Annotated in this window: 21 protein-coding genes; 7 read left to right on the plus strand and 14 right to left on the minus strand. The window is 38.4% G+C overall.

All coding sequences use genetic code 11. The annotated features are described in order from the left end of the window. Window positions 1-45: 45 nt before the first annotated feature. The gene (gene acpP / locus ND812_RS15425; protein WP_002974954.1) at window positions 46-279 is read right to left on the minus strand and encodes an acyl carrier protein; all 234 of its coding nucleotides are present in this window, start codon (window positions 277-279) and stop codon (window positions 46-48) included. Between the two features lie 376 nt (window positions 280-655). Here acpP and ND812_RS15430 point away from each other — a divergent pair, with 376 nt between their 5' ends. The 3 genes from ND812_RS15430 to ND812_RS15440 all read left to right on the plus strand — a co-directional run bounded on the left by ND812_RS15430 (window position 656) and on the right by ND812_RS15440 (window position 5,372). Continuing rightward, window positions 656-2,239, plus strand: a complete 1,584-nt coding sequence (locus tag ND812_RS15430; RefSeq protein WP_265376274.1) for a sulfurtransferase — start codon at window positions 656-658, stop codon at window positions 2,237-2,239. A 105-nt stretch (window positions 2,240-2,344) separates the two neighbouring features. Further along, window positions 2,345-4,249: a DUF1538 domain-containing protein gene (locus ND812_RS15435; RefSeq protein ID WP_265376275.1), complete on the plus strand. Its 1,905-nt coding sequence runs from the start codon at window positions 2,345-2,347 to the stop codon at window positions 4,247-4,249. Between the two features lie 4 nt (window positions 4,250-4,253). Then, window positions 4,254-5,372: a hypothetical protein gene (locus tag ND812_RS15440; RefSeq protein WP_265376276.1), complete on the plus strand. Its 1,119-nt coding sequence runs from the start codon at window positions 4,254-4,256 to the stop codon at window positions 5,370-5,372. Between the two features lie 38 nt (window positions 5,373-5,410). Here ND812_RS15440 and ND812_RS15445 read toward each other — a convergent pair whose 3' ends face one another. The 8 genes from ND812_RS15445 to cmk all read right to left on the minus strand — a co-directional run bounded on the left by ND812_RS15445 (window position 5,411) and on the right by cmk (window position 11,962). Then, entirely contained in the window at window positions 5,411-5,782 is a 372-nt protein-coding gene (locus ND812_RS15445) for a hypothetical protein (protein ID WP_265376277.1), read from the minus strand. 110 nt (window positions 5,783-5,892) lie between these two features. Further along, complete coding sequence (fabG, locus tag ND812_RS15450; protein WP_100727124.1) at window positions 5,893-6,654, minus strand: 3-oxoacyl-ACP reductase FabG; 762 nt, start codon at window positions 6,652-6,654, stop codon at window positions 5,893-5,895. A gap of 166 nt (window positions 6,655-6,820) precedes the next feature. Beyond that, the gene (gene plsX / locus ND812_RS15455) at window positions 6,821-7,843 is read right to left on the minus strand and encodes a phosphate acyltransferase PlsX (protein ID WP_265376278.1); all 1,023 of its coding nucleotides are present in this window, start codon (window positions 7,841-7,843) and stop codon (window positions 6,821-6,823) included. Between the two features lie 5 nt (window positions 7,844-7,848). Then, entirely contained in the window at window positions 7,849-8,049 is a 201-nt protein-coding gene (gene rpmF, locus ND812_RS15460) for a 50S ribosomal protein L32 (RefSeq protein ID WP_015679024.1), read from the minus strand. Window positions 8,050-8,116: 67 nt separating this feature from the next. After that, window positions 8,117-8,731 carry an ATP phosphoribosyltransferase gene (gene hisG, locus ND812_RS15465; RefSeq protein WP_100721702.1) on the minus strand — a complete coding sequence of 205 codons (615 nt, stop codon included), beginning with the start codon at window positions 8,729-8,731 and terminating at the stop codon, window positions 8,117-8,119. 3 nt (window positions 8,732-8,734) lie between these two features. After that, window positions 8,735-9,481 carry a tetratricopeptide repeat protein gene (locus ND812_RS15470; RefSeq protein ID WP_100726977.1) on the minus strand — a complete coding sequence of 249 codons (747 nt, stop codon included), beginning with the start codon at window positions 9,479-9,481 and terminating at the stop codon, window positions 8,735-8,737. Window positions 9,482-9,485: 4 nt separating this feature from the next. After that, window positions 9,486-11,189, minus strand: coding sequence for a 30S ribosomal protein S1 (locus tag ND812_RS15475; RefSeq protein ID WP_265376279.1), 1,704 nt, complete (start codon window positions 11,187-11,189; stop codon window positions 9,486-9,488). Between the two features lie 20 nt (window positions 11,190-11,209). Then, on the minus strand, window positions 11,210-11,962 hold the full coding sequence (gene cmk, locus ND812_RS15480; RefSeq protein WP_265376280.1) for a (d)CMP kinase: 753 nt from the start codon (window positions 11,960-11,962) through the stop codon (window positions 11,210-11,212). Window positions 11,963-12,106: 144 nt separating this feature from the next. Between cmk and ND812_RS15485 the strand changes: the two genes are divergently transcribed. Then, window positions 12,107-13,642, plus strand: a complete 1,536-nt coding sequence (locus ND812_RS15485; RefSeq protein WP_265376281.1) for a histidine kinase dimerization/phosphoacceptor domain -containing protein — start codon at window positions 12,107-12,109, stop codon at window positions 13,640-13,642. On the opposite strand, the gene ND812_RS15490 is transcribed toward ND812_RS15485, so the two are convergent. The 3 genes from ND812_RS15490 to ND812_RS15500 all read right to left on the minus strand — a co-directional run bounded on the left by ND812_RS15490 (window position 13,634) and on the right by ND812_RS15500 (window position 17,007). Further along, window positions 13,634-15,202 (minus strand): hypothetical protein, encoded by a 1,569-nt coding sequence (locus tag ND812_RS15490; RefSeq protein ID WP_265376282.1) that lies wholly within the window; start codon window positions 15,200-15,202, stop codon window positions 13,634-13,636. The two genes, ND812_RS15485 and ND812_RS15490, sit on opposite strands and share 9 nt — an antisense overlap. Before the next feature lie 106 nt (window positions 15,203-15,308). After that, a complete protein-coding gene (locus tag ND812_RS15495) occupies window positions 15,309-15,830 on the minus strand; it encodes a hypothetical protein (RefSeq protein ID WP_265376283.1) in 522 nt (173 codons plus the stop codon). Window positions 15,831-15,873: 43 nt separating this feature from the next. Next, a complete protein-coding gene (locus tag ND812_RS15500) occupies window positions 15,874-17,007 on the minus strand; it encodes a helix-turn-helix domain-containing protein (RefSeq protein ID WP_265376284.1) in 1,134 nt (377 codons plus the stop codon). 258 nt (window positions 17,008-17,265) lie between these two features. On the opposite strand from ND812_RS15500, the gene ND812_RS15505 reads away from it, so the two are divergent. Then, entirely contained in the window at window positions 17,266-17,910 is a 645-nt protein-coding gene (locus tag ND812_RS15505) for a DUF6272 family protein (protein WP_265376285.1), read from the plus strand. 59 nt (window positions 17,911-17,969) lie between these two features. Here the strand turns inward: ND812_RS15505 and aroA are convergent, their stop codons facing one another. Next, window positions 17,970-19,256: a 3-phosphoshikimate 1-carboxyvinyltransferase gene (gene aroA / locus ND812_RS15510; protein WP_265376286.1), complete on the minus strand. Its 1,287-nt coding sequence runs from the start codon at window positions 19,254-19,256 to the stop codon at window positions 17,970-17,972. A gap of 87 nt (window positions 19,257-19,343) precedes the next feature. Here aroA and ND812_RS15515 point away from each other — a divergent pair, with 87 nt between their 5' ends. Together ND812_RS15515 and ND812_RS15520 are read left to right on the plus strand one after the other, a co-directional pair. Next, complete coding sequence (locus ND812_RS15515) at window positions 19,344-21,881, plus strand: cyclic nucleotide-binding domain-containing protein (RefSeq protein ID WP_265376287.1); 2,538 nt, start codon at window positions 19,344-19,346, stop codon at window positions 21,879-21,881. A 38-nt stretch (window positions 21,882-21,919) separates the two neighbouring features. Next, window positions 21,920-22,822, plus strand: a complete 903-nt coding sequence (locus ND812_RS15520) for an NAD(P)/FAD-dependent oxidoreductase (RefSeq protein ID WP_265376288.1) — start codon at window positions 21,920-21,922, stop codon at window positions 22,820-22,822. Here ND812_RS15520 and ND812_RS15525 read toward each other — a convergent pair whose 3' ends face one another. Then, window positions 22,823-23,509, minus strand: a complete 687-nt coding sequence (locus tag ND812_RS15525; RefSeq protein WP_135635932.1) for a hypothetical protein — start codon at window positions 23,507-23,509, stop codon at window positions 22,823-22,825. Between the last annotated feature and the right edge of the window lie 42 nt (window positions 23,510-23,551).

Genomic DNA, 23,551 nt, shown 5'->3' on the forward strand with positions numbered 1-23,551 from the left:
GATCCGGGTTCCTCTATGCGGGGAACCCGGTTTTTGGATTGGGAATTACCCCTTAAGTTTATCGATGAATTTAATTACATCGCCTACGGTTTGGATTTTTTCTGCGTCTTCATCAGAAATTTCCACACCAAACTCTTCTTCAAGAGCCATCACTAGTTCAACTGTGTCAAGAGAGTCAGCACCAAGATCATTGATGAAGTGAGCTTCAGGTGTAACTTCTGATTCATCAACACCAAGTTGTTCTACGATGATTGACTTAATTTTTTCGAAATCTGCCATTTTATATCCTCCAGGCCACTGTGAACAGTGGGGCAAGTGTTAAATCGTTTTCCGCCAGGTATATATGTACGCCTAGCGTTTTTTTAAAATGAAATTGTCGGAATTTTTGGCAAGTCTAAATAGATTATTTTCCTCTTGAAACCTTTGACATCGTTCTTACATCACCTAACATCCATTAATAGGTTCTCTATCAAAATAAACACGGAAAAAAGAACCATTCTGTCTTAGATTCCGGGAGATGGCAATATCTTGCCCTGATTTCCAACCAATTGTTCCATTTTAACGGAATTATGCTCCACTATAACGGAACTTACTTCCCGAACCAGGATAGGAATCCGAAATCAACCCTAAGAAATAACTTTTTTAGGAGACTCCCATGATTCGGAAATGGACAAAAACCTTCACTTCCCTCTTCCTACTTTCTTCTTTCTTATTTTGTACAGAAAAAAAAGAAGAGAATAACGATTCATTACTCGCAGGCTTACTCGTTTTGGCTGCCAATCAGATCCGAGTGAATACAGTATCTGATCTCACAAATGAATCTTCTGCTGACTATAATGAGAACAAATGGGGACTCATCACAGGTTCCACTTTAAATTCTTGGGTGAGCAACTGGCAAACAAATCGACCATCTGGGATTACAGGGAAACTTGTGGTCTTACAAACAGATGCCGCAAACCGTGTTTCGGGTGATGGCCATAATGCATACATCAAATCAGATCCATCTTCCGGTGTTTATGTTTATTTGTTAAATGATTACACAACACCAGACCTTCCCTCTGGTGGATTTCGGTTTAACCAAACTCGTGACTCAGGATTATTCAATAATTCCATCCGTTACCAAGCCAATGGAACGTTTGTGGATGATTGGTTAAACACTTACAATATTGATCCAACAAAAGATTTAGTTGTGTTTGCTGCTGGTACGGGGAATGGAACTACTGTTAGTGCTGATCCAGGAGCAGCAACTGCCACAGTTGCGGGTGCCATCCAAGACATCACAAGAGGATTCTATTGGTTACGGTATTGGGGAGTGGATATAAAACACTTAGCCATATTGAATGGAAATTTACGGTACAATATCACCAACAATTTGATTCAATCGGCACAAACGAGTACATCAAAATCAACATTACCAACTACCAAAGGAACATTCAGTGTGCGCCAATTGCGTGTGGACAATACTGCAATTACACTTGGTTTGGAAGATGTCTATGAAATTGCAAAAAACAATCTAACAACTTCCAATGTATTTGGGATTACAAATACACAATTTCTGATTGATGCAAGACCCTCTACACAATTTGGATCTGGTAGGTCTGCTGGAGTGAATGCTGATACCTCTCAATACATTACAACTGGTTATGATTCTGCCGGTGCGCCTGTTGTTTGGGGAGCAAGTGGGGATACAAACTCAGCAAACACTGCTGGAAAAACCTATGTGCCATTTGAAGGGAATATCAAAGGAGCAGTCACCTTTCCATGGCTTGCCCTATTTGAAGGGATCCCTGATTCAGGGAATACATCTGGTGTAACCGCGACAGCATTTAACAATGGTTATCGTTACAAATCAAAATCAGCATTAGCTAATATCTTTGCAAACAAAGGATATGTTGCAGGTTCCACTGTGATCAGCCAATGTAGAACCAATTTTGAAGCACAAGTGAATGGATTTGCGGCACTCAATATCCTTGGATACCCAACTGCTTATTATGATGGGTCTCTTGTGGAGTGGACGCCTCTCGTTGCTTCTCATCCAGACAATAATACGAACCAAGTTCCAAGTGATTTTAAGTGGAGGACAGATTTGGCTTCAGTGAGTGTCTTTGGTTACAATCCACAAATTTCAAATTCTGGAAATGTTGGAAGTGCGATCAGTAGAGTCAAACCGGCTCCAGTGAATTTACAAGCCACCACATCAAAAAAATTCATCCAAGAAGATAAAGCTTACAAGTATTAAAATTTTTCCCAGTTTACACTTTCGTCTCTTGGTTCACACCAAGAGACATTCTTTTCTCGCTTAAATTCCCTTTTCAAAAATGTTTTTGTCTGACAGTTTGTCTTTATGGCAAGGAATGAAAAAGAAGAAGCAATACATATTGGTTTTCGAGAAGCACTCGCTTTAATACTACCTTACCTCCAAAAAAAAATTTGGAATCAATTTAAATCTGTTATTTGGATTGTTTTGTACCTTTCCGTTTTCCAATTATTGGTCTTAAGAATCCCAATCAAAGAAGCAGGGATCATCACGATTGGAATTTGTGCAGTCATCTTAGGTCTTACTTTTTTTCTCGAAGGATTATTTTTAGGACTGATGCCCCTTGGAGAAGCCTTGGGATTAAAATTACCTCAAAAATTAGGTATGTTTAGCATTATGATTTTTTCTGTCCTTCTGGGAATGGGGGCAACATTAGCAGAACCAGCGATTGCCATTTTAAAAGCATGTGGAAGTAAAGTTGCACCTTGGGATGCACCTTTACTCTATTATCTCCTCAATGGAGGTTCAGACACTTTATATTTTTCCATCGCCATTGGAGTTGGTATCTCTGTAGTGATTGGAATGTTTCGGTTTTTATATGGATTTTCACTTTCGAAAATCTTAGTGCCTTCCATTTTACTTTTGTTAGCTGTCAGTATTTACGCTTATTTTGATGAAAACTTACAACATATTTCTGGTCTTGCTTGGGATTCGGGTGCTGTTACAACAGGCCCTGTAACTGTACCACTTGTTGTCGCATTGGGAATCGGAATCTCCAAGGTATCTGAAAAAAATGAACAAAGTAGTGCCTATGGTGTTGTGACCTTAGCATCCCTATTCCCAATTTTAGCTGTGTTTTTGGTTGGGATTTATTTTTCGAACAAAGTACCAAAACCGATGACCGAAATGGAATTTTTCAAACAAGGAATCCATTCAGAACAATCCAATTTTTTATTAGGAAATAAAGCGAATCAATTCCAAAGACAAAAAACAGTAAATCAATCTCAATCCAAACAAAGTACAACAGCCAAAGAATTTCCAACTAAAGTGGCGAATGCATTCCGATTGGCACTGCGCGCAATTCTACCATTGTCCATATTTTTGATTTTGTTTTTATACTTTATCCTCAAAGAAAAAATTGCTTACCCCGAAGAAGTACAACTTGGAATTGTGTTTTCGATTTTAGGACTTACTATTTTTAATTTTGGGATCATGTTTGGATTGAATCAATTGGGAGACCAAGTAGGAGGGAAACTTCCTTCCACATTCCGTTCAATTGAACTTACTGACTCCATCAAATTCATCAAAAATTTTAATCCAAAATCTGTATACACGGCAGTGAATGAAGAAGGAAAAGAGGAAAAATTCTTTTATTTAAAAGAGAGAAAATTATATTCCGGAATTCCATACCACGAAGAAAATTGGAACCCAACTAACAAGGTTTATGAATACATCCCTATTCATGGACCTATTTTTGGAAAAGAAGACAACCTTCTTGGTTATGTCATTGTATTAGCATTTGCTTTTGTATTGGGATATAGTGCAACCTTGGCCGAACCTGCTTTATCAGCGTTAGGAAATGCTGTGGAAGAAACAACCGTAGGAACCTTTCGAAAATCTTTACTCATCCAATCCGTTGCGATTGGTGTTGGTTTTGGTACATTAACAGGTATATTAAAAATTGTATTGGAAATCCCACTGATTTGGATTTTAGTTCCAATCTATATTTTTTTATTAATATTAAATACTGTTAGTAAATCAGAATTTATCGAAATTGCTTGGGATAGTGCAGGTGTTACAACTGGCCCTATCACAGTCCCTCTTATCATTGCAATGGGCCTAGGAATTGGAAATCAATTGGGAACAGTTGATGGATTCGGTATTTTAGCATGTGCTTCTGCTTTTCCGATTTTATCAGTACTCATTATGGGCATCATCGTAGAAAATTCCCGCAAACTTTCCTTAAATGATTCAGAATCAAAAACAAAATAAGATCATGAAACGTAAAACTTCACGAATCACAACAATTGTACACAGAGATTTAACAGAATCAGTTGTCACAACACTAAAAAACCAAGGTGTCTTATACTATCAAATTGAACCTGGTAGATACCCTGTTCTCGCTAAACGAGGATTATGGTTTTTTGATTTTTACCAAAATCATGCCATCATTGATATGCCAGTTTCGATTATAGAAATCATCTGCGAAGAAAGTGCTGAAAATTTTCTTATCTCAATGATACGTGATGCTGCTGAATTAAATATACCTGGTCATGGAAGTGTTTATTCCGAATCCATCGACCTCATTTCGGCCAACCATCATTTTTACATTCATACTTCACAAGAAATTAAAAAACCAATTGGATTCACTGGGCTAACTGGAATTTTTTGTGTTTTACCAAGAGGATCTGCAGAACCGATCGCTAGGTTGGTTTTACAAAATGGGATTGCTGTTCCTACTATCAGTTATGGTACAGGAACTGGGTTACGAGACCGATTGGGATTACTTCGGATTACAATTCCAAAAGAAAAGGAAATCCTTAAACTCATCGTACACTCTTCCGATATCGAACATGTTTTAGATTTTATGATTGAAGTTGGTCGATTGGATTTACCTGGCAGGGGGTTTATTTTTGAATTCCCTGTTGGTCATGGATTACTCAATACAAAGGTGAGTTTAGAAGGCCCAAAACAAGCCGCGAGTATGGACCAAATTATTTCCGCATTGGATCAGTTATACGGGAATATGGAATGGAGAAAAAAATCGAATCAATTTAGAATTTCTCTTAGACATAGAAACTATTTTGAGGGAGTAAACCTTGTTTTGAATTGTAAAGAAGAATCGATGGAATTTGTAACAAGTGCTCTGCGAAAAGTGGGAGTCACAAGTTCTACAATTTCACTGAAACGTATGGCACATACAGGAAATTCAGAAAGTATATTTACTCCTGCAAGGGAAGTTGCGAATTTACTCATCCCTAAAAAAAACTTACCCGAAGTCATTGAAGTATTAAATGAATTAGAATTTTTTGATGAAAAATTTGAAGGGATCGCGTATACTATGGAAATCCCAAGAGCCTTCTCTTACCAATCGAAAAAGTCGAACAAAAAGTAGGAAGTCAATCAAACGATTTCCATTCGGAATCTGATGGTTTAGCCGAACAATCGTTCATAAATTTGCAAAAAAATCACACCTAATCCACCAATGGTTGCCCCCACGATAGGGATTCCCAAAATTCGAATGGTAAAGTTGATGGAATCCAACCTTTTATCAATGGATTCAAATCGGGCGTCCATAGTCGATTGCATGGATTCGAAACGAAGGTTCAGTTCGTAACGAATGGAATCAAAGCCAGTTCTCACTTCTTGGTACATAGGAAGAATCTTTGTTTCTTGCATATTGGTGAACCCTTGGTCTCGTTTCTCTTCAATAGTATCAACGATCCAATCTTGGATTTCAACTGCGATTTTCGTATCAATATGGGCTTTTTCTAGAATTTGGTAAAGTTTTTGGTCTGTTCGCATTATTTCCCCTTTCTATAGGTGAAATAAAGTGAAATTGGTCCGAAAGTTGATGAGAAATGACTCCACTTGAGATGTAAGGAACCCCAAGTGGATGGAAAAAATCCTTCTTTTTAGTGACCGCCACCAGGCAAAAATCCACCACCATTGATATCAAGGATATGACCTGTGATAAAGGAAGATGCATCGGAAGCAAGGAAGGCAATGCCATTTGCGATGTCTTCAGGAAGACCAGCACGTTTTAATGGAATTGCTTGTACCATACCATGTCTGATGTTTTCTGGAATCGCTTCCGTCATTTCCGTTGCAATAAATCCTGGAGCAATCGCGTTACAACGAACTTTTCTAGATGCCATCTCAAGAGCCACAGCTTTTGTAAATCCAATCACACCTGCTTTGGAAGCAGAGTAATTTGTTTGTCCAATGTTTCCGTTTTCGCCAGAGATAGAAGATAAGTTAATGATGGATCCACCATTTTCTTGTTTCATCATCACTTTGATCGCTGCTTGTGTACAGAGATAAGTCCCAGTTAGGTTTACAGCAATCACCGCATCCCACTGCTCTTTTTTCATTCTCATAAGGAGAGTATCACGAGTGATACCAGCGTTATTCACAAGGATGTCAACAGATCCAAATTCTTTTTTTGCTGTATCAATTAGTTTTTGAGCATCTTCTTCCACAGATACGTTGGCAACGACAGCAATCGCCTTGTAACCTTTGGATTTGAGTTCTTCCGCAGTTGCATTGGTTGCTTCTGGGTTCATATCTGCGACAACGATGTTTGCACCTAGAGATGCAAGTTTCAAACAAGTTGCCTTTCCGATTCCTCTTGCACCACCTGTTACAATGGCTGTTTTCCCTGATAAACTGATCATTTTTTGTTCCTCTTTTTTTCTAATTCCTAAACAATTTACTAAACAAATCAAATAAATGAAAACAAATGCTTTCAAAACCTCATCGTCAATCCAACTAACGTTTGCTTCAAGGTGTATCTACATACGCATTCAAAACTCTCGATTCAATTAAATTTCTTCTATCGATTTAGTGAGAATCCCCTAAAATATTTTTGTATTCTCCCAATCGTTCACGTATCCTTTCGTTGATTCCATGTTTGGCGCACTCAGAGATCACTCTCACTGCATTTTTTACAGCAAGTGCATTGGAAGAACCATGTCCAATCATACAAATCCCTTCTACACCTAACAGAAGTGCGCCGCCATATTCTGCGTAATCTAATCTTTTTTTCACAGCAGTAAATGTGGATTTTAAAAGAAGTGCACCCGTTTGGGCAAGACTTGATTGTCTAATAGAATTTCGTAAAACATTAAATATCGATTTTGCAAGGCCTTCAGTGGCTTTTAAGACTATGTTTCCAATAAAACCATCACATACGACAACATCTACTTCTCTTCCACTGCCATACAAATCACGGCCTTCTACATTACCGACAAAGTTAAAGGGAATTTTTTTTAAGAGATCAAAGGTTTTGACAGAAACAGTATTTCCTTTTTTATCTTCTTCCCCATTTGATAGGATTCCGACTTTAGGATTTTTGATACCAAACAGTTCCTTTGCATAAATTTCACCCATAACGGCAAATTGTGCTAGGTATTCTGGTTTGCAGTCAACATTCGCACCAGCGTCTAACAGAAGTACGGGGGGACCTTCCTCTCTAGGAATGTGAGCGGCAATGGGTGGTCGTAAAACGCCAGGTAGGCGACCGAGGTGTAATAATGCAGCGGCCATAGTAGCGCCAGTGTTTCCAGGAGAAAACACACCGATACATTCTTTGTCTGCTACTAAACGAACTGCTTTTACTACGGAAGAATCCTCCATAGCGCGGACTGCTATGGATGGAGAATCATTCATACCGATGATCTCAGTAGAATGTATGACACGGATTTTTTCAGTGTCATAATCGAATTTTAACAGGATATCAAGTAACTCTTGTTCATCGCCAACGAGCGAGACAGACAGTCCGAATTCTCGTACTGCCAGTACCGCGCCCTCGACGATACCTTCAGGGCCGTAATCTCCGCTCATCGCGTCCACGGCGACCCACATGACGGTTAGTTATCTTCGGTCGTTTTTTTAACTTTTTGAGCGACTACGAGTTTACCCTTATAAAAACCGCAATAAGGGCATACACGGTGGGAAAGAACAAATGATCCACAATTGGAACACGGGTTTAAGTTAGGTTTGCCAATCGCGTGATGGGCTCTTTTTGTTCTAACTTTCGATTTTGATTTACGTCTCTTTGGGACTGCCATGGCTATCCTCTATGGAATTATAACTGGTTTTTACTATGTTTTGGAAATCCGATGTGAAAACAATATTTTAATTTTCTAGGCTCTCGATAAGAGACCGTAATTCGGCATGTTTGTGATAAAAAGAGGAACGATTGCTGACCAAACGGGCTGTACTATACAAAATCGACTCAAATTCTTTCAGTCCATTGGCTTTTAAGGTTCCCCCAGTGGAAACTAGGTCGACGATACAATCGGAAAGTCCTACAATGGGAGCAAGTTCAATCGACCCATAAAGTTTGATGATTTCGCAGGAAATGCCTTTGGAAAAAAAATATTCGCGAGTGAGGTTCGGGTATTTGGTTGCTACTCGCACTTTGGAACGTTTGGCAAAAAGATCAAAATCGGGGAAGGAAGCAAGAGATAACCTACAGGCACCTAATTTGAGATCCACAGGTGCAATTAAGTCAAAACCACCTTCCCTTAGTATGTCCCAACCAACAATCCCAGCATCCGCTGCGGCTTCTTCCACATAGGTGCAGACATCTTGTGATCTAACAAATAATAGACGGATTCTTTTGTCTTCAGAGACGTAGGTGAGTTCTTTAGAACCCTCAGATGGCAAGTTTTTTAGCCATCCTTTGGATTTCAAAAGAAGAGCAGTTTCTTCGGCAAGCCTACCTTTCGGGAGAGCCAAAGTTAACATAGGTTAGTTTTTCCCGAGTTTAAGGAGTAAATAACTTGCAAGGAGTTTTACATCTTCGCCAGATTCTGCACCATCAAGTTTGAGTGCTTTTTCTAGGAATTGTTTTGCCCCTTGTTTGTCTCCAGTTAGATACGACAATCTACCTGCTTGGTAATAAGACCATGCTTTAAACCCATTGAGTTCACGAGCAGGTTCTACTACGGTTGCAGCGATTTTATAATTTTCTAAAGACTTTGCGTTGTTTTTTTCCCGTTCCCGGTAATTACCAGCAATATAGAAATAGAGTGCTTTGATTTCTTTAGGAGTGTCGATTTTTTTTGCCGCATCTTCTAAGTAAGAAGCTGCTTTCCCAAACTCACCTTTCTCAGCATACAATTTAGAGAGGTCTTTCCAAACTCGAAGTTCCATTCTACCGGTACTTTGGTTTTGTAAAAATACTTCTAAACTTTGGATTTGTGCATCCAAACTAACATTTGCTTTTTGGTGTGTGAGCTTAAGGTCTTCTAAGGTAACCGTTTCTTTTTCAAAAAGATATTGTCTGTATTCAAAAAAGCCAATGACACCAGCTAACACAATGATAGCCGATGCAAGACTGATAAAAACAGACTTACGATTTTTAGATAAAAAATGAGTGAACTTTAAAAAAACAAGTTCCGCTTTTGAACCTTCAAAATCAGCGAACTCATCCTTTTCGATGAGTTCGGCTTGTTTTTTTTGTTCGATGATGTTCTTCTTATGAAACTTATCCATGGACCTAACGGTTTTGGTTTAAATTCATAAAAGATCCGATGGATTCACGTGAAGGTTGGTTGTCTTCCTTCATGTATTTAGCCATCTCTTCTCTTTCTACAGCTTTATCAAAGTCTTTGATAGAGAGGGAAATCTTCTTGTTGTTAGGTTCAATTTTAACTACAACAGTGCGAACAGAATCACCTACTTTGTAAAGGTCTTCTAACTTAATGTTACGACCATCTGGGATTTCAGATATGTGAACAAGGCCTTCGTAACCACCAGGTTCTACTTCCACAAACACTCCAAAGCTAACGATCGATTTCACACGACCTTCTACAAGAGTACCTGGTGGGTATTTTTTGCGAAGTGCTTCGTATGGGTGTTCAGAAAGTTGTTTTAATCCACAGCTAATGCGTTGTGCATCTAAGTTCACATCTAGGATTTTGTATTGAACCGATTGGCCTTTTTTAAGGAGGTTTAGTGGGTTCTTTTCTTTTTCATCCCAAGTGATATCAGAGATATGAATGAGTCCTTCGATTCCACTTTCTACTTCAACGAAAGCACCGTATTTTGTGATCCCTGTGATTTTACCTTCGAGAACATTCCCTGCACGAACGTTCGCAGAAAGAGCTTCCCAAGGGTTAGGAAGGAGTTGTTTGAGTCCGAGAGACAAACGTCTTGCTTCGAAATCAATGTCTAAAATTTCAGAGTCAACTTCTTGGCCTTTTTTCAAAACATCTTTTGGATGTGGTGGTTTTTTAGCCCAAGAAAGTTCAGTTGTATGGATGAGTCCTTCTAAACCTTCTTTGAGTTCTACGAAAGCTCCGAAGTTGGTAAGAGAAGTAACGATTCCTCTTACAACCATACCTTTTTCGAGTTCTTTTTTCGCCCAAGCCCATGGATCTTCATACAACTGTTTGATGCCAAGGGAAAGTTTATTGTTTTCCTTATCAATTTCAAGGACAATCACTTCTACTTCTGCACCGATGTTGAAGTATTGTTTGAAAGGAGCAAATTTTTTATAAGAGATATCGTTTTGGCGGAGAAGACCAACTACATCATAAACAGAAAGGAAAACACCAAAATTGGCGATTTTCACAACCTTTCCAGTTACCTTGTCTCCCACTTTTACTTTACCAAGGAGTTCTTCCCACTTTTCGCCGTTGATTTCGTCGAGAAGGGTTTTACGAGACACAACACCAGTTCTCGTTTTTTCATTGAGTTCGATGATTTTGAATGAAAACTCTTTTCCACCTTCAGTGGATTCTTTAAAACGAACCCCTACGTGAGAAGCTGGTAGGAATAATTGGATTCCTTCACTTTCTACGAGGTAACCTTTGTTTTTCACTTCACCGACAATTTTGCCCGAAAGTGGGTATCCGTTTTGGCTTGCATCTTTGATGGTTTCCCAACCAACTCTTTGGTCCGCTTCCTTTTTGGAGAGGACACAATACCCGTCGACCCGCTTTTTGATGATCGCACTGACTTTCTCACCACGTTTTGGCGTTTCAGAGAAGTCTTCACGAGAAACACGAGCTTCTAATTTTTCTCCAATATCAAGGAAAACAGTGTCACCGATGACATCGACTACAGTCCCTTCAATCAGGGTGCCTTTTCCTGCGGAGTTCTCTTGTTCTTGTGCTTGTGACTGCGATTCCCACTTCTCTAATAATTCGCCGAAGGAAGTGGTCTCATTTTTGGGGGAGGATGGGTTGGTTGAATTCAATGGTTACCGGGATACAAAACTTAGATTTGCCCAGAGGGTGAAACCTTGGACAGGATAGTATTTAGGACAGTTTCTGTGTCGAGGGTGCTCGTGTCAATCAGGATTGCGTCCGAAGCTTGTTTCAGCGGAGCCACAGTACGGGTGGTGTCACTTTCGTCCCTAGCCACAATTTCCTCTTTGATGTGATTTAGGTCGGCTTTGAAGCCCTTAGCAACTAATTCATCGTATCGGCGTTTGGCCCTGACTTCCACAGAGGCAGTGAGAAAAAATTTAAATTTGGACTTCGGGAAAACTTCTGTCCCTATGTCCCGACCATCCATCACGAGTTTGTGAGTTCTGGCAAATTCCCGGATATGGCGGTTTAAGATTTCCCGAAAAGCACGCCTTGGCGCAATGTAACGGATTTTTTTTGTGATCTCTGGGTCACGGATTTCATGGCTTATGTCCTTCTCTCCGAGGAACATGATGTTCTCGCCTTGGGATGAGAGTTCACAATGTACGGGGATTTTGGATACGGAGAAACCAAATTCTGCCTCGTCCTTTTCTAAAAGGGAAGCATCAGCAAGTTTTTCGGTGTAAAACGGAAATTTGGATTCATCCTCACCAGTCGTTTGGAATTTTTCCCAAATAGCAAAGGTTAGCGCACGGTAAAATGCCCCTGAATCTAAGTAATGGTATCCCAATTTGGTGGCGATCATTCGAGCAAGAGTACTTTTTCCGGAACCAGCTGGCCCATCAATTGCGATTACATTTTCGATAGATTGTAAACTCATAAGTAGATAGGCAAATTCTAAGAATGGATTTGTTTTCGTCTAGAGGAATTCTTTTGCCAAAACATAGGCTAACCAAGAGTATACGTATTAAGATTGACATGTTTTTTTTCGTCAGAAGGATCAGGGGCAAAAGGTGGAGTTTTCGTGAAAGTTCGAAATCGTAATCTGGATCCAGAACGTATCGCTGACTTTGAAAGTTTCCGGAGTGGCGTTCTGGAAAAAATCGTCAAAAATTCACCCTTACAAAAAATTCTAAACGAAATTGTCGCAGGGATCGAGACACTGAACCCTTCTCTCATTTGTACCATTATTCTCATTGAAAATTCAAAAATTAAAATCGGTGCCGCCCCTTCTCTTCCCAAAATTTATAACGATGCCATTGAAGGGGTTTTGATTGGCCCTGAAGTTGGGTCTTGTGGTACGGCAGCTTACACAGGAAAACGAATCATTGTAGAAGATATCAGCAAAAGTCCACTTTGGAAAAATTACAAGGACATTGCACTGAGTGTAGGACTTTACTCTTGTTGGTCAGAACCCATTCGGTCTCACACCGATGAAGTTGTGGGAACATTTGCTATGTACCACCGAGAAGTTGTTAGCCCCACTGAGTTTGATATTTTTATCATTTCAGAAACTGCTGATTTAGTGAGTATCGCCATTGAAAAATCAATCACATCCACAAAACTTTTGGAAAGTGAAAAACGATTCCGTGACTTCTTTGAAAAAAATTCATCGGTGATCCTAATCATTGATCCGCTAACAGGTGACATCATCGATGCAAATGAATCAGCAGTCTTATTTTACGGTTATCCACATGAAGCACTTTCAAAAATGAATATTGATTTCATTAACATGCTCAATCATGATGATTTAAAAACAGAAAGGATGTCGGCACTTAACGAAAACAAAAGTTTTTTTTCGTTTTCACACAAATTAGCAAATGGCAAAATCAAACAAGTAGAGATTTTTTCAACACCAATCAAATCTGACAATCGCACTGTTTTGTTTTCTATCGTTCATGATGTAACAGAACGCAAAATTGCAGAAGAAAAAGTAAATGCACTGCTTTCGGAAAAAGAAATGATACTACGTGAAGTTCACCACCGTATCAAAAACAATATGACTATTTTGAACAATTTATTGGATTTACAAGCTAACTCCAATGAAAACGAAGCTGTCAAAACTTCCTTGAAAGAAGCGACAAGCCGAATCAAAACCATGTCTGTTTTATATGATAAACTTTATACAGAAAAGGATAACACTGAATTACAATTGAAGGATTACTTAGAACCACTAACGAACGAAATCATTTCCTTATTCCCTTATCCCGTGCAATTAAACTTAAATATAGCTAATCTCAAAATAACTTCAGACCAACTTCGTGCGATAGGGATCATCACAAACGAATTATTAACCAACAGTTTGAAATATTCCAGGAATACGGCAAACAAACTTGAAATTCAAATCAAAGTATGGCAGGAAGGCGATTATTTTTATTTGTTCATAGGCGATAATGGGAATGGATTTAATTTTCAAGTTGCCAATGCCGAAAACCAAGGTTTTGGTCTCAGTTTGGTCACCATGTTAACAAAACAAATCAACGGTGAACTTTCGTTTAATGGTGACAAACGTACTGAGTATAAATTCAAATTTCCACTCCAAAAGTTAAAATCAATTTGATTCGAATTGGTATTTAAATTTATTTTTGACATTCCCTAAATAAGCAAATTCTAATACAAACTGCCTTTTCTCTAAAGAATCCGATGGATCACCCCATGACAATCTCATCTCTTTTTCCATTGTTTTCCAATAGAAATAATTATCCTTTGCATAATTACAAATTTGTAAGTATAATTTTTCATCCATTCCTGACCGTTTCACTTCCGGATTACAGGCATTAGGGCTTGCAAACTTCATTTTACCATTAAGTGAATGCAAATCCTTTGAAACCAAATAATTGCGTGTGTTTGTTTGGTCAAATTGGATTATCATTGGTAGTTTTACTTGGTCACATTTCCAATAAAAACGCAAAGTAGGATCATTGACATTCACATCTTGCCAAAAAAATTCGAATTCATTTTGATTCTGACAGAATTCAGATGTTTTTGGATCTGCATTGGTTAGTCGAAGATTCTTTTTTGGTAAAAGCGAAAACAAAGATTTCTGAATTCCAAAATTCGTAAACACTCCTCTCGGAATCCAAATTTCTGTTTCAACTTGGTTCACTAATTCTTTGGCTCTTTCCTCACCAAATTGTTTTTTTGATTCTAGATACAATGAGTTTGATAAGGTGTTTGTAAATTCAGGGAAAAAACGATCCCCAACATTTGTTTTTGTAATGGCTTGGAAAATCGTAAGATCTGCCATTTCTTTGCCCACAACTGATCGATATTTCCACAAAAGGGAAGGGATGAATGTAAAATTCTTTTTAAAATCACTTTCCATATTGGTATCATAAAACCCGATTTCACGATCCAAACGAAAGGAACTAACAAGTAATTGTCGTTTCACTCCTTCGCAGGTTTTATGTGAATACAACTCGGGATAGTCAATCATGGAAGCTGCATAATAATCAGAAATCCCTTCCGCAAGAGAACGACCAATAGCATTGTTTCCTAAATATTTTCCAGTGATGAGGTGAGTATATTCATGGTATATAGCATCAGGACAAGCAGCAGTATCGATGATCCTATCAAAAACAAATCGATCTACAATTGGAAAATCCCATTTGGGTGCAAACCACATTTCATTATTCCACTGCCCTTGTTTTTCCGAAGGAGGAATTGTGAGTGCAGTGTTCTTTAGTTTGACATTGGGATCATAGTACAATAATGGAGAATAGACAAAAGGAGCATCGACTCGGATGATGATTTTCTCTTTTGGAGTTGTTATACCGTTTCTGAATCCAGCTTGTTTATAAATCTGATGAAATCTAGATTCAATTTTTTGGAGTTGGTAACCCAATGTGAGTAATTTACGATTTCCATATACTTGTTCCAAAAGAATTGGATCTTTTTCGAACTGGGAATGAATGGAAAAGTTTTCTAAAACATAATGTGATGTTGACTTAAGATTTAGTTCTTCTCTTTTTATTTTCTTAGGAACAAATTGTTTCTGAAGTTGATCCCAATCCAAAACCTGATCTTCCACTTGGGATATACCAACGATGTTTGTTGTCAAAAACAGTAAGAAGATCGAAGAGATACCAAAAAATCGTTTCTTCATTTGATTCAAAATCATGGATTTCCTCCGAAAGATAAAACTGATTAAAAAGAATCTCGCTTTTCCATTGGATTCATTTGGAAAAGCAAGATTTGATTGATTGGGGAAAGATAATTAGAATCGATTAGATTCCAAGTCCTACAGAGTCATACATCCCGCCAGTCACAACAGTTCCAAAACCACCAGCATGTACCAGGATTCCAACGATTGCGACAACAGTAACAGATGCTACAACATTCTCCATAATTTTGAAGTTGTTTCCGTGTAAGTAGTTACCAGTTGCTTCTTTCAATTGAATGGAAGAAACAATGTTGTCCAAATCTTGGTCTAGTGTTCCTGCGAATTCAGCATTTTTAATCGCTCTTTTGATTCTTACAAATTCACTTGGAGTGATATGTGCCTTTAAGTATTCGTGAGCTTCTTTGTTGGTCATACCATTGCTTACTAAAGTTTTTGCTGCTTCTTTTACATTCATTTGGTTTGCTGGGGATGCAAACATCGCTTGGGAAGCAAACATCGCTTGGGAAGCAAACACGATCGCTATCATTAAACTAATTTTCTTTTTCATGGTTTTGTCCTTATAACAAATTTGTTTTGAGAGAAGTTTCTCACTCACTCTCACAAACTTGACTCCATCATACGGCATTTGGTTTTCCAAATCGTCTGACTGGATCGGATTGGGCGGAAAACTACGTCCGACTGGATCGAATAGGATGTTTTTTTAGAATTTTTTCCCTGTATTCTCTTGGTGTGGTTCCAGTTTCCTTTTTGAAGGCTTCATTAAAGGTAGATTTGGATCCAAAACCAACATCATAGGCAATGGCAAGCAGAGATCTTTCGGGTTCTTTTTGAATTCTGTCTTTGGCTTCGTTGATTCTGTATGAATTTGTGAACTGATAAAAACTTTTTTTCATCTCTGAATTCAGAAACTCAGAAAGTTGGTGTGAACTTAGCCCCATTTTTTCTGCTAAATCACGAAGGTTCAGTGTTTCATCACGGTAAATCATTTCAATTTCAAATAATTGTTTTAGATTATCGCGGATGAGATTGTGATCTAATTTTGAAATTTGAGAGATCTTTGCTTTTTTTTCATCTTCTACAATCTTACGAACTTCCAAAAAGAAATCGGGAAAACTCTGGCGAATCACATATAAAATGCACAAAAAAATTCCAATAGCAAGCCCTGAAATTTGGAAAGATGTGTGATCCCCGGTGGCGATTGTATTGAGTCCATACAATGATAACGCAAAACAAAAACTGACAATTGTAGTTCCGATACGTAGCGTGTAGTTTTTACGAAACGTACTCCAGCGAATTTTTTTAGAAATACGCCAAACAATACGAATCATACACCATAAATAAATCAAAATGGTAACAAGAACCAATGTGATTGGCCTTTCTAAGTATGGGTTTTCTCCACGACTTACCCTTGCCAAATCATCGTTATGGTTCCAAACATTCCATCCAATGATCAAAAGAAAAGATAACAAGATGGGTACGAGGCGAAACGACAATCGTCTGAAAGAACGAAATTTTCCTTCCAATACAATGAGAAAATATTCATCTAATAAAACACCTAAACATGCAATCATGGGTAAATTGGTGAGATACAATGGATAAAAAGAACGAATATGCCCAGAGGAAACTAGGTATAAATTGAATAAATGGTAACTGGTTCCTAAAAAGATAATCCCTAGTAAAATTTGTTTTCGATTTTTATGATAACTAAAAAATTCCCCTACTGCGTAAAGCGAGGCAAGTAAGGTTGAAAACAATAGAAAAAAGTTCAGTGATTCAAAATGTGTCTGAAAAAATAAATCCATTCAATTACCAACTGGTTCGGTTTCATTTCTGAAATTGTGACCTTTAGACTCAAGATGCAAGAGAGCCACGTGTTATGACTAACCCTTTTTTCGAAGAGTGAGATTGCTTTTCTCTAGAAATTGAAAAAAAGATAAGGCAAAGGTTCGACACATTTTGTCCGATTCGATCGAAATGGCGTAATATACAAGTATGAATTGATCCACTTTGACGACAGTTTGTTTGGATTGTTATATCCTTAGAGCATAAAGAGGTGCTCTATGTCATTTGTTTGTTTACCCAATCCAATGTTTCAAACTAACGTTGTTACCGATTTTTCACCCATCCATTTGAGTTCTCCATCGAATTCTAATCAGACAAATGATGAGAAAAATCTATTATTACAAGGAAACATTTATTACCATAGCCAACTTTCCATTTCAGTTTCTGTAGCTGACATGGCATTTTACTGGAAACGTTGTGACGTTTTGTCCAATTTCATCTCTCAATTTTACTTTCACTCTTTCGAATCAAAACAACTTGATAAAAATACGATTTCAACGGTGATCAATGAACTAGTTGAAAATGCTGCAAAATATTCGGACAAAGAAGAGAGTAAAATCCAAATTGAGATTAAGGACTTGGGAAACCAATTAAGGATTGAAGTGAAAAATAAAATCACTCCATGGATGAAGGCAATTTTTGAAAATAAAATTCAGACAATCCAATCCCATGATATCAATGATTTATACTTCGAGGCTCTCGAAGCACATCATAAAGGGATTCCTAATTTTGGTTTGGGATTATTACGTTTGCTTAAGGATTACCAACTCCCTCTCGCGTATGAGTTTACAAAACTAGAAGGGAATGAATTTGAAATCACAATGAGAGCTCATCTTTTCATTTCTGAAACTGAAACTCTCTAAGGATAATTGTTTGTTACGGTAACAACAAGATGATACAAGTTTCTTACATGTGACCGATATCACATGGATTTTAAGATCTCAAAAAATCCAGGGAAACTTGTGTCGACCCAACTTGTATCATCAAAAGTGAGTTCCACGCCGGCAAGTTTGGAAAGGATTGCAAAACTCATTGCAATACGGTGGTCCATAAAGGTTTCAATTTTTGTTTTTTGAATCGAACTTACTTCACCAAACTCATATCCATCCTTTACTTCTTTCACCTGAATCCCTAGTTTTTCCAAATTGGAAACCATAGAATGAATACGATCTGATTCTTTAGCTCTCAGTTCTTCTGCATGAGAAATTTGAAATCCACCTTCAGAAAAAAGTCCCGCAACGGTTAAAATGGGAATTTCATCAATGATGGAAGGAATCAAATCTTCGGTAATCACTGTACGTTTGAGTTTTGATGGGAAAATGAGTAAGTCACCAATCTCTTCTCCACATTCGACTCGTTTGGCGACAATTTCAATTTTACCACCCATATTTTGTAAAACTGTGATGATTCCTATCCGAGAAGGATTGAGTCCGATGTTTTTGATGAGAAGAGGTTCACTCCCTCCCCCACACAAACCAAATACAATGAAAAATGCAGCACTTGAAATATCACCTGGGATCACATACTTGGCCCCTTCAAAAAAATAGGGAGGTTTTACGGTAAAGTGAATGGGAGAATGGTGGATGATGTTTCCGCCAAGAAAACGAATCATATTTTCTGTATGGTCTCTTGATACTTCCGATTCTTTGTAATCAATTGAAATGCCAGATGACAAAGCTGCAAGGACAAGGGCACTTTTAATTTGTGCCGAGGCAATGGGACTTTGGTAGGAATAATCTTTTAATTGTCTTCCCTGGATGCGGAGTGGTGCTCTGTCGTTTCCTCCAACGGAAACAATGTCAGATCCCATCTCTTTTAATGGGTTCATGATCCTAGCCATGGGCCGTTTGCAAAGAGAGGCATCTCCTGTGAGGGTCGCTTGGATTTGTGGGAGACCTGCCAGTAATCCTGCAGAGAGACGAATCCCAGTTCCGGCATTTCCAAAATCCAAAACCCCCTGGGGAGACTTGAGATTCTCTTTGCCAGGGCTTACGACTGTATAACTTCCTTTTCCGAGGGATGAGACAGAAAGTCCCATTGATTCAAAACAATGTAAGGTATGAAGTGGGTCTTCCCCTTCTAAAAAGCCATGGATTTCGGATTTCCCTTGGGAGAGGGCGCAAAAAAGCACAGACCGATGAGAGATCGACTTATCACCTGGGACATAAATTTCTTTTTTCGCATTTAATTTGAATTGTGGCTGCAACATGTTGTATTTTTCTAAAAAGTATTTTGCAATTTGGCGCTTCTTTATTAGCGTTTGTCGGAAACCTAAGTTTCCTTTACGAACAACCAAATGCCTCTAGATACCAGTAAAAATAACCAAAAGATCCCAGTCAATCCAGGTGAAGTCCTTTTCATCGGAGGTAAGGCCTCAACTTCCATGAACATCCTCCATGAGGGTTCGGTACGAGTTGAGACCACACTCGGCGACACAAGCATTGTTTTGTACAGTTTGGAAGGAGCCAATTTAACACCAGGCATCTTTGCCTTACTCGAAGGAACACCTTATCCTTATACCATTCGTGCGAAAACTTCATGTGTTATATCCACATATGTCATGAACCAACCAAATGCCAAAAAAACTCTCACTACGAAAGTATCTGTTGGCGTTATGGCAGTTCGAACCCTTCTCAAAGAAATCGGCGAACTTTACAAACGGGTATTATCCATCAAAGGACTCTCCTCCAAGTTTGAACAAACGATGGATAATTTGGGTGCCGTTTATTATATTTTAAATCCATCTATCTTTTCTGATGTTACGCCGGGAGCGATGATCACTCGAGATGAAAACATCATTGACCCTGTGATGAAACTCATCCGAAACAATTTAGCAGGTTTCCAAGAACACGGTGGGATGTTACCAGACAAACCAACTATCAACTTTTTAGAAGAAGACCACGGCGAATTTTTTGAAAAAGATTATAGTGAATCCATCGAATGGAATGATGCAGAATTCCATTTTATTCGTAAAATTTTATCTGTGAATCCCAAAATTTCACAAGCCTTGTTTGAAGCCGATCCAACTCTTTTACAAAGTGCTGCTGAAAGTTATGTAAAAACATACCGCGAGTTATTCGAACTCCTAAGTAAAGAAACTTATGATTTATCAGAAATGATGAATTCTATGTTTGTCGGAGAAAATGCACTACTCGAAAAGTTTAATCTAACATTAGATTTATTTAATACTGGTTATTCTACAATTCCTTCGACTGTGTTACTTCCCATTACTGAGTGGGCATTAAAAAAATCCAAATCACTTCTTGATGAATACAAACAAATTTTTGGAACTAATTATGCAAGTGTTGGCAATAGTTTAGACAAACTCGAATCCAAACAATCGGAACTTACTGCTAAGTATGGACATGAACTGAATGCACAGAAAAACAAAGAGGAGGCCATTGCACAAGGTGGAGATCCAATCCGAGCAGGAATTGATACCAAAGCTTTAAAAGTGGAACTTCTCAACTCTGCAAGCCAAATCCTAAACTATTCACAAGCAGACCCAGAAGCAGTCAAAGAGTTTTCAACCTTAATGGTAAAACTGAAGTCCTTCAAAAACCCACTCGATCCAGAACCAGACAATCGTAAAATTAGAAGGACCATTGCCAAAACATATTGGGATGTGTATAAGAAATCTTTCACAAAATGGTTACAATCAGGCAAGCAGGCTCCAAAAGCCGTTGAACTCATGTTACGTTATGGATACTTTGACGAAACCTTACTCGACGACGGTCATATCGTAGAACTTGTCGGTAGATTGTACCAACCGGGTGGGAATCCAAGTGCTCCGATCCATCACGGTACTGATTGGTTAGAAAAAATTTATTCACGGGAAGTTCCTACTTCTGTTGACGAACTGGGACAAACATTTTTCGAAAAATTAAAAATGGATCTCAAAGACTCTGGGATCAAATCCGAAAAAGACATACCACCCGATTATGATACTGGGGATGCAAGACTGGGTTCTGAAATTTCTTCCATGTATGAACCAAACGTGCGTTTGACATCAGGAAACATTGCAAGTCACTTCCCAATTCTCACAAAATACCACATCACCATTCCTTTGGAAAAATGTTTTGTTTCCAAAGATGATGTAGAAAAAGCACTACAATACATTTTAGGCATTGATTATACTGCCTTCAATCGTGAGGTCATTTACCGAAACGAAGATATTGGAATCAAAAACGAGTTTATCCAAAGGTCAATCATTCCTGATTTTATCCTCGTTCCTTCCATTGGTCCCAAAATCATGATGTGGCAAGACCTTTCCATTTTCCGTGGAGCAGGATCAAAGGAATCAAGAGGTAGGATTTGTATCCCACATTTTGTAACAGGTGATCTCAAAACCTTTATGTTGGAAGCTATTGCTGCCTTCCGTTGGGAACTTTGTAAAAATATCCTTGGACCAGACTGGAATAACGTAGGGATTCCATCGATCACCGCAGATTACACCGATTATGTGCAGTTTTATAAAAAAAGTAAGGACCTTTCTCCTGAACTCAAAGAAAAAATTTCATCTGAGTTCAAACGGTTCCGAACTGACCGTGATAAATTTGCCTATGATTATTCTTTATGGATCCGGTATGAAGCGGAAGGAGTACAACGTGTCAACCGAGTGGTACGTTCTATTTTTTACCGTCATATTCCGTTTCATAAAAACATACGGGAAAAAATATCATCACAACCTGCGTATGCAGAACTCCATAACCGCTTCAAAAATATCCGTACACGCCAGCACAAAGAATTTGAAAACAAGTACAAAAAGTACATGGATTCCAGTGGTAACTTACCAAAAGAACTGTATGAAAATTTAACTTTCTACGAAGTTTAATCCTTGCCGGATTCCATAAATGCAACATGATTGCATTTATGGAATCCTATCAAACCTTTGGCATAGCCATTATCGGGGGGAGTTTTTCTGGACTCTCAGCTGCTCTATCCCTTGTCCGCTCCTTAAGAAACATAGTGGTCATTGACTCTGGGAAACCTTGTAACCAAAATACAACTGCTTCGCATAACTTCATCACACATGATGGATCGAATCCAAAGTTGATACGCGAAAAAACTATTTTCGACTTATCGAAGTATCCCAATTTCCATTCAATGTTTGGTGAAGTAAAATCCATCGGAAAATCGGAAAAAGGGTTTTTATTAATAGGAGACGGGATTCCAGAGATCCAAACAGAAAAAATTATTTTTGCCACTGGACTCAAAGATGTATTACCCGAGATACCTGGTTTTGCAGAATCTTGGGGCAAATCAATCCTTCACTGTCCTTATTGTCATGGATATGAATTTGTAGGTAAAACAACAGGTTTATGTATGAATGAAAACGGCGTATTCGAACATGCTAAATTTCTAAAACATTGGACTAAAGAATTAAAAGTTTATACAAATGGTCCGATTCAATTTTCGAAGGAAGAAGAAATCAAACTAGAAAAAGAAGGAATCGGTTTCATTACAGAAAAAGTCAAAACACTGATCCATAAGGAAGGCCAACTAACATCAATTCAGTTTGTATCAGGTAAGGAAATTTCGCTCGATGCTCTTTATGCGCGTGTCCAAATGGTACAACATACTGCATTACCAGAATCCTTAGGTTGCAAAATGTTACCAAGTGGCCACTTGGAAGTTTCCAATTTTTATGAAACGAATGTTCCTGGAGTTTATGCAGTTGGTGATATGGCGTCTATCTTCCGATCAGTGGCACATGCTGTCCATTCAGGAAACATTGCAGGTACCATGTTAAATCGTGCTATGATTTTGTCTTAATTAGACTTCTTCGACAAAATAAGGTCTTGTGTATTCGCGGACGATCTCTACCACAAATCGTCCCCATGATTTTGGATCTTCTTGTGAGATGTTCACTTGTTTGATTTTAGGAAAATAAGCGGTTGGTTTAAAAACGGTATGGGTAAGTTCCAATGCTCGTAGGTAATTGTCCAAACGTTTTACTTTCACGAAGTTGATGATTTCGGTTTGGATTTTTTCTTTTGGCAAATATCCCACGATGATCATACGAGGGAATAGGTTTTTTTTGAGAAGACCAATGAAGTCTTCAAAACTATCCACTCGGTCAATAAAACCTTCATAAGCACCACCACCCAAGTTCATAATTTGGGTTACGATGTCCATGGAAAAGGAAACTCCTTCCATGGTAGACATATCAGAAATGATCACAAGACCCTCATCTGGTTGGAACACTTTGAACATATCAGCACCTTTGAAGTGCCTTCTGAGCAGTTTAGCCGCAGAAACATCAATTTCCTGTGCCTTAGCCAGTAACACCTTTCCCTGTGGGTCTAAAATGGGGTCTCGGGTGATGAGATACCGCTTTTTCACGGCATTTTGGTTCATAACTCGAAAGGCCTTTACTTTTTCCTCAATTTCATCTAAGGTAGAGTAACCAATTTTGAGTACGTTTTCCCGTTTGCGTTTCCCGATGTCTGTTTCTTCCATGAAAGCTTGGTGCCTAAATCTTTGTATTGCTTATCCTATGGC

This window comes from Leptospira limi (assembly GCF_026151395.1).
Lineage (GTDB): Bacteria > Spirochaetota > Leptospiria > Leptospirales > Leptospiraceae > Leptospira_A > Leptospira_A limi.

Bases quoted from the DNA above. Each gene is read 5' to 3' on its own strand.
- ND812_RS15520 (WP_265376288.1), top strand. From the start codon at position 21,920: ATGGAATCCTATCAAACCTTTGGCATAGCCATTATCGGGGGGAGTTTT.
- ND812_RS15490 (WP_265376282.1), bottom strand. From the start codon at position 15,202: ATGATTTTGAATCAAATGAAGAAACGATTTTTTGGTATCTCTTCGATC.
- rpmF (WP_015679024.1), bottom strand. From the start codon at position 8,049: ATGGCAGTCCCAAAGAGACGTAAATCAAAATCGAAAGTTAGAACAAAA.
- ND812_RS15505 (WP_265376285.1), top strand. From the start codon at position 17,266: ATGTCATTTGTTTGTTTACCCAATCCAATGTTTCAAACTAACGTTGTT.
- ND812_RS15515 (WP_265376287.1), top strand. From the start codon at position 19,344: ATGCCTCTAGATACCAGTAAAAATAACCAAAAGATCCCAGTCAATCCA.
- cmk (WP_265376280.1), bottom strand. From the start codon at position 11,962: ATGAGTTTACAATCTATCGAAAATGTAATCGCAATTGATGGGCCAGCT.
- plsX (WP_265376278.1), bottom strand. From the start codon at position 7,843: ATGTGGGTCGCCGTGGACGCGATGAGCGGAGATTACGGCCCTGAAGGT.
- aroA (WP_265376286.1), bottom strand. From the start codon at position 19,256: ATGTTGCAGCCACAATTCAAATTAAATGCGAAAAAAGAAATTTATGTC.
- hisG (WP_100721702.1), bottom strand. From the start codon at position 8,731: ATGTTAACTTTGGCTCTCCCGAAAGGTAGGCTTGCCGAAGAAACTGCT.
- ND812_RS15440 (WP_265376276.1), top strand. From the start codon at position 4,254: ATGAAACGTAAAACTTCACGAATCACAACAATTGTACACAGAGATTTA.
- ND812_RS15430 (WP_265376274.1), top strand. From the start codon at position 656: ATGATTCGGAAATGGACAAAAACCTTCACTTCCCTCTTCCTACTTTCT.
- acpP (WP_002974954.1), bottom strand. From the start codon at position 279: ATGGCAGATTTCGAAAAAATTAAGTCAATCATCGTAGAACAACTTGGT.
- ND812_RS15525 (WP_135635932.1), bottom strand. From the start codon at position 23,509: ATGGAAGAAACAGACATCGGGAAACGCAAACGGGAAAACGTACTCAAA.
- ND812_RS15500 (WP_265376284.1), bottom strand. From the start codon at position 17,007: ATGGATTTATTTTTTCAGACACATTTTGAATCACTGAACTTTTTTCTA.
- fabG (WP_100727124.1), bottom strand. From the start codon at position 6,654: ATGATCAGTTTATCAGGGAAAACAGCCATTGTAACAGGTGGTGCAAGA.
- ND812_RS15495 (WP_265376283.1), bottom strand. From the start codon at position 15,830: ATGCCGTATGATGGAGTCAAGTTTGTGAGAGTGAGTGAGAAACTTCTC.
- ND812_RS15445 (WP_265376277.1), bottom strand. From the start codon at position 5,782: ATGCGAACAGACCAAAAACTTTACCAAATTCTAGAAAAAGCCCATATT.
- ND812_RS15470 (WP_100726977.1), bottom strand. From the start codon at position 9,481: ATGGATAAGTTTCATAAGAAGAACATCATCGAACAAAAAAAACAAGCC.
- ND812_RS15435 (WP_265376275.1), top strand. From the start codon at position 2,345: ATGGCAAGGAATGAAAAAGAAGAAGCAATACATATTGGTTTTCGAGAA.